Raw genomic sequence first — 5,625 nt, forward strand, 5'->3', positions numbered from 1 at the left:
GCCGGCGCCGTACAGGTCACGCGCCGCGTCGAGCGTGGCGGTCCGCGCCTGGGCGTAGGTGGTGCCCGAGGTCATGTAGACCGTCAGGGCGCGGTACCAGATCTTCGCGGCCGCATCGCGGCCGATGCCGGTGACGGTCGAGCCGTTGCACGTCGGCGAGTTGTGGGCCACGCCACCGATCGTCTTGGCGCCCGAGCCCTCGGCGAGCAGGTAGAAGAAGTGGTTGCCCACGCCCGAGGAGTAGTGGACGTCGAGGGCCTGGGTGCCCGTGCTCCAGCAGTTCGGCGAGCTGCCGTCGGCGATCGGGTTGTCCATCCGCCGGAAGCCGACGTGCTTCTTGAGGTCGAACTCCTCGCCGATGAGGTAGTCGCCCGGGTCGTTGGCGTTGGCCGCGCTGAACTCGACCAGCGTGCCGAAGATGTCCGAGGTGGACTCGTTGAGACCACCCGACTCGCCGGAGTAGGTCAGCCCCGCGGTGTTCTCCGTGACCCCGTGCGTCATCTCGTGCCCGGTCACGTCGAGGGAGACCAGCGGCCCGAAGTCCACGCCGTCGCCGTCGCCGTACGTCATCTTCGTGCCGTCCCAGAAGGCGTTGACGTAGTTCTTGCCGTAGTGGACGCGGTTGAAGGAGCCGGTGCCGTTGCCGAAGATGCCGTTGCGGCCGTGGACTGCCTTGAAGTAGTCCCAGGTCACGTTGGTGCCGTACTGCGCGTCCACACCGGCCGACTCGCGGTTGGCCGTCGTCCCGCTGCCGAACACCGTGTCCGGCGAGGAGAACGTCGTGCCCGCCTTGCAGCCGGACCCGAAGATCTGGCACAGGACCGAGTCGGTCGCGTTGTTCATGTCGGTCGTGTAGGTCCCGCCACGCGTCGCGTCCTTGAGCTGGTACGCCGAACCGGACTGCGCCACCTGCAGCGGAACCGCTCCGGAGTAGAGCGACTGGCCCTGGCCGTCCACATTGACCACCTGCTGCTCGCTGCGCAGGACCTTGCCGGACTTCGCGTCGACGTACGTCGCGAGGCGACTGGGCGTGCCGTCGGCCTGGACGCCGCTGGTGACGATCTCCCAGGCGAGCCGCGGCGCGGCGCCGATGGCGTCGACGACGAGCGTCCTGCCGCTGACGTCGCGGTCGCCCGTGATCGCGTCGGTGACCTGCGAGGGGGCGAGCGCGCTGGTGATCGCCCTGGTGGGGGTGATCGCGGGCGTCGTCGCGAGCGTCAGGGGCGCCGCGAGCGTCTGGCTGGCGGCCACCAGAGCGCCGTCCGGACCCTGGTGGACGACCAGGTCGCCACCGATGACCGGCAGGCCGTGGAAGGTGCGGTCGACGCGGGTGTGGGTGGTGCCGTTGGCGTCCACGATGCTGCCGCGCTCGACGAAGGCCTGACCCGTGGCGGCACGGGCGACGCCCGGGTGCTGTCTCAGGGCGGCAATGGCGCTGTCGCCCGATGATGCTGCGTCGGCTGTGGCACCGGTGACGGCGAGGCCGGCAAGTCCGAGCGCTGCGGCGGCCAAGGAGGCCAGGCTGATGGGGGTACGCATGTAGACGTAGTCCTTTCGATCCCGAGTTCGATTCAGACCACCGTGTCAGCACGCGGCTGCTCACCGACAGGTCTGGCGCGGTGCAGGCCTTCGCATCGCACGAACCTGCACAACGTCAGCGGCGGCCGCGCGTTACGCCCGGTCGAGCGGGAGGAAGTGCTCCAGACCGACCGTGAGGCCCGGGTGGCTCGCGATCTGACGCAGGCCGGTCAGGACGCCGGGCGCGAAGGAGGCCCGGTCGAGCGAATCGTGGCGGATCGTGAGGGTCTCCCCCACGCCCCCGAGGATGACCTCCTGGTGCGCCACGAGTCCGCGGATCCGCAGGCCGTGGACCCGGACCCCGTCGACAACCGCACCACGCGCGCCGGCGAGCCCCGTGGAGGTGGCGTCCGGCATCGGCGCGCTGCCGGCCTGACGACGAGCCTGCGCGATGAGCTCGGCGGTACGCCGCGCCGTACCGGACGGAGCGTCGGCCTTGTCCGGATGATGCAGCTCGACGACCTCGACGGACTCGAAGAAGGGCGCCGCCTGTGCGGCGAAGCGCATCATCAAGATGGCGCCGATGGAGAAGTTGGGGGCGACCAGGACGCCGGTCTCCTTGGCGTCATGGAGCCACTGCTTGAGCTGTTCGAGGCGCTCGTCGTCGAAGCCGGTGGTGCCGACGACGGCGTGGATGCGGTGCTCGATGCAGAACTCGAGGTTGGCCATCACCACGTCGGGGTGGGTGAAGTCGACGACCGCCTGCGCCCCACTGCTGACGAGCTCGCCGATGTCGTCACCGGCGTCGATCTGCGCGACCAACGCGAGGTCCGGGGCCGCCTCGACGGCTCGGCAGATCTCCGCGCCGACCTTGCCGCGCGCACCCAGGACCCCGACCTTGAACTGTTCGCTCACGGGCTCAACCTACTGCGATGACTGATCGCTGGGTGGCGGTGCCTGACGCGTGAACCAGGAAGTGGCAGGCTGTGGCCATGCCAGTTCAGACGATCCCGCCGCGCATCCGATGGGCAGTGGAGCTCATGGACGTCCAGCCCAACGATCAGGTGCTCGAAATCGGGTGCGGACCGGGCGCCGGCGCGGAGCTGATCTGCGGCAAGCTCGAGACAGGCAAGCTCTTCGCCATCGACCGCTCCGAGTCGGGCGTCGACCGGACCAAGCGCCGCAACCAGAAGTCCGTCGATGCCGGGCGGCTCGTCGTGCGCCAGATCGACCTCGCCACTCTGCGCGTCCCCGTGAAGCGGCTCACGAAGGTGTTTGCGTTCAACGTCAACCTCTTCTGGGTCCGCCGCTGCGACGACGAGATGGCCCTGCTCCACGAGCGGGTCGTCCCCGGCGGCGCCGTCTACCTCTTCTACGAGGCCGGCCGCCCCGAACTCGTGCCCAACATCGTGAAGAAGACCTCCGAGGCCCTTGTCCGCAGCGGCTTCCGGGTGTCCGTGGTGGAGCAGAAGGCCCCCGCCGTGATCGGGATCATCGGCAGGCGCTGACCCGCCTGCGGCGTACGCCGATCTGCGTCCACGAACTGGCGGCGCCCGACATGTCCGCGTGGCGCCCGCGAACTGGCGGCGCCCGACATGTGTTTCGTCGATCTCACTGTCGTTTCCCGCCAGTTGCTGTGCGGACCGTGACTCGCTTCAGGAACGCGGCCCGACCCGACGGTGTGTACAGCGACAGCCGCAACAACGCCAGCCACGGTCGGATGCGCGCCGGGTCGTGGTCTCGACCGACGGCGTGGTCGGCATCGCGGAGTACGCCGAGTGGCCGCTGCACGACGTCGGAGGCGGTGTATCCGCGGCGCACGTATCCACCCACATCGAGGCGCCGCTCCCTCCGGAGGTCGTCGCGGTGCTGCTCGGGATCGCGGTGATGTCCGCCGTCGAACTCGTGGAGTGAGTTCGTGCTCGTCAAGTGGAGGTCCGCGCGGGCGATGAACTCACCGTGCTCGTCCCAGATCTCGACCTGCGGCTCCACATCGATCCCGAGCACCACGTGCAGGATCCGGAGCAGCGTCTCCCAGGGCGACTCGGCCCGTCCGTCGGCCCACCCAAGCGCGGCCAGCAAGGCGCGTCTTCCCCGACGATGCGGCGTACACACGGCTTTCAGCTCCTGCAGAGTCACGTCTCCTGCATGCACGGCGCTGTCGATCAGGACCACCAGGTCGATGAACGAAAGCCACCGTGCGCAGGCCAGCACGACCTCGGCCGGCGCGGCACACCGGAGCCCGGCGACCACGTCGTGGGGTATCGGTTCAGGGTGCCGACTGGTCCGGATGCCTGCTCGCAAGGGGCGGGGGTCGTCCAACTGCATCGCGACGAGGACGGGCGTCTCGGCGGGCAACGGCGGCAACGCCCATCCTCGAATCCGGGCCGCCGTGAGCGCGGTGAAGCACCCGTGTCTGGTCAGCAGGAGTTGCCAACCGGCCAAGTCCGCCCGCCACTCATCCTCGGACTCCCCACCGTCGAGCCGACGACGATGGACACCCCTCGTCACTGGCTGGAAGCACACCCTCCTGGGGCAGCCACGGACGGCATTCACTGCGAGATCAGTCATCCCGCCAGCGTCGGCCCGGCCACCGACGTCGGTGGCAGGTGTCTCGCCACGCCTGTGGATGAGGGATTCCCGGCCCAACCTGGGGACGCGTTGAGGCACACGAGTCACCCAGCCGCGCAGCATCAACTGGCGGCGTACGACATCGGTCCTCGCAGCAAAGGTCGGCCGCGGCATCAACTGGCGGGCCCCGACGTGCATTTCGCCGATTCACATGTCGGGCGCCGCCAGTTCGCGCGCGCCCCATGCGGCCCAGCCAGGAGCAGCGTCAGGCGGGGCCGACGATGGCCAGGACCTCCGGCTGCGCGAACAGTGCAGCCGCCACCGAGCGGACCTCGTCGAGCGTGACCCCCTCGATCCGCGCGATCACGTCGTCGATCGAGAGGAAGTCGTCGTAGACGAGCTCCGCCTTGCCGAGCCGCGACATCCGGGAGCCGGAGTCCTCCAGCCCGAGCACGAGCCCACCGCGGAGCTGGCCCTTGCCGCGGGCCAGCTCGTCGGCGGTGATGCCGTCGGCCGCCACCTTGGCGAGCTCCGCGCGCACGGTGGCGAGGACGTCGTCCAGCTTGCCGGGCAGGCACCCCACCGCGACACCGACGAGTCCGGCGTCGGCGTGGTGCGAGGCGAAAGAGTAGACCGAGTAGGCCAGCCCGCGGTGCTCGCGGACCTCCTGGAAGAGCCGCGAGGAGGTGCCGCCACCGAGTGCGGTGTTGAGGATGCCGAGGGCGTAGCGGCGCTCGTCGGTGCGGGTCAGTCCCTTCATCCCGAGCACGACGTTGACCTGCTCGAAGGGGCGCTTGGTGCGTGACTCCCCCGGCGACACAGCGCGCGCCTTGGTGGAGTTGCGTGGCTCGACGGGGACCGAGGTGCCGCCGAGGAAGTCCTGGCGCGCGAAGGCGCGGCGTACGTCGCGGACGACCTTGGCATGGTCGAGGTTGCCCGCGACCGAGACCACCATGTTGTCGGCGCGGTAGTGGCGGCGAAAGAACCGGAGGACCTGCTCGCGGGTCATCGAGGTGATGGAGCCCACGGTGCCGGCGATCGGGCGCCCCAGTGGGGAGTCGCCGAAGGCCTGGTGGGCGAAGAGGTTGTGGACGACGTCGTCGGGGTCGTCGTCGTGCATGGCGATCTCGTCGAGGATCACGTCGCGCTCGGCCTCGACGTCGGCGGTGGTGATCAGGGAGCTGGTGATCATGTCGCCGAGCACGTCGACCGCGAGCGGCAGGTCGTCGTCGAGCACGCGCGCGTGGAAGCAGGTGTACTCCTTCGCGGTGAAGGCGTTGAACTCGCCGCCGACCGCGTCCAGCGCCACCGAGATGTCGAGCGCAGAGCGCTCGCGGGTGCCCTTGAAGAGCAGGTGCTCGAGGCAGTGCGAGCAGCCGTGCAGGGCCGGGGTCTCGTCGCGTGAACCGACGTTGACCCACACCCCGATGCTCGCGGAGCGGGCACCGGCCATCTGCTCGGTGACGACTCGCAGGCCGCCGGGCAGGACCGTACGCCGAATGCGGGACGTCACCTGGCCGTCGGCGTCCTTGACGG

At 69.7% G+C, this 5,625-nt stretch carries 5 protein-coding genes; 1 reads left to right on the forward strand and 4 read right to left on the reverse strand.

The genetic code is table 11. The features are described 5' to 3' along the window. On the reverse strand, nt 1–1,539 hold a 1,539-nt coding region (locus tag RMO85_RS06290), incomplete at its 3' end, for a M4 family metallopeptidase (RefSeq protein ID WP_310527592.1). Between the two features lie 132 nt (nt 1,540–1,671). Further along, nucleotides 1,672–2,433, reverse strand: coding sequence for a 4-hydroxy-tetrahydrodipicolinate reductase (gene dapB / locus RMO85_RS06295; protein ID WP_310527595.1), 762 nt, complete (start codon nt 2,431–2,433; stop codon nt 1,672–1,674). A 77-nt stretch (nt 2,434–2,510) separates the two neighbouring features. Here dapB and RMO85_RS06300 point away from each other — a divergent pair, with 77 nt between their 5' ends. Beyond that, nucleotides 2,511–3,026 carry a class I SAM-dependent methyltransferase gene (locus RMO85_RS06300; RefSeq protein ID WP_310527597.1) on the forward strand — a complete coding sequence of 172 codons (516 nt, stop codon included), beginning with the start codon at nt 2,511–2,513 and terminating at the stop codon, nt 3,024–3,026. Between the two features lie 103 nt (nt 3,027–3,129). On the opposite strand, the gene RMO85_RS06305 is transcribed toward RMO85_RS06300, so the two are convergent. Next, a complete protein-coding gene (locus RMO85_RS06305; protein ID WP_310527603.1) occupies nt 3,130–3,885 on the reverse strand; it encodes a hypothetical protein in 756 nt (251 codons plus the stop codon). 469 nt (nt 3,886–4,354) lie between these two features. After that, nucleotides 4,355–5,625 (reverse strand): pitrilysin family protein (locus RMO85_RS06310; RefSeq protein ID WP_310527608.1); only part of this gene is annotated, 1,271 nt, incomplete at its 5' end.

The sequence above is a fragment of the Nocardioides sp. genome, assembly GCF_031422975.1.
Lineage (GTDB): Bacteria > Actinomycetota > Actinomycetes > Propionibacteriales > Nocardioidaceae > Nocardioides.

Coding starts and splice junctions, on each gene's coding strand:
- RMO85_RS06300 (WP_310527597.1), top strand. CDS start 2,511: ATGCCAGTTCAGACGATCCCGCCGCGCATCCGATGGGCAGTGGAGCTC.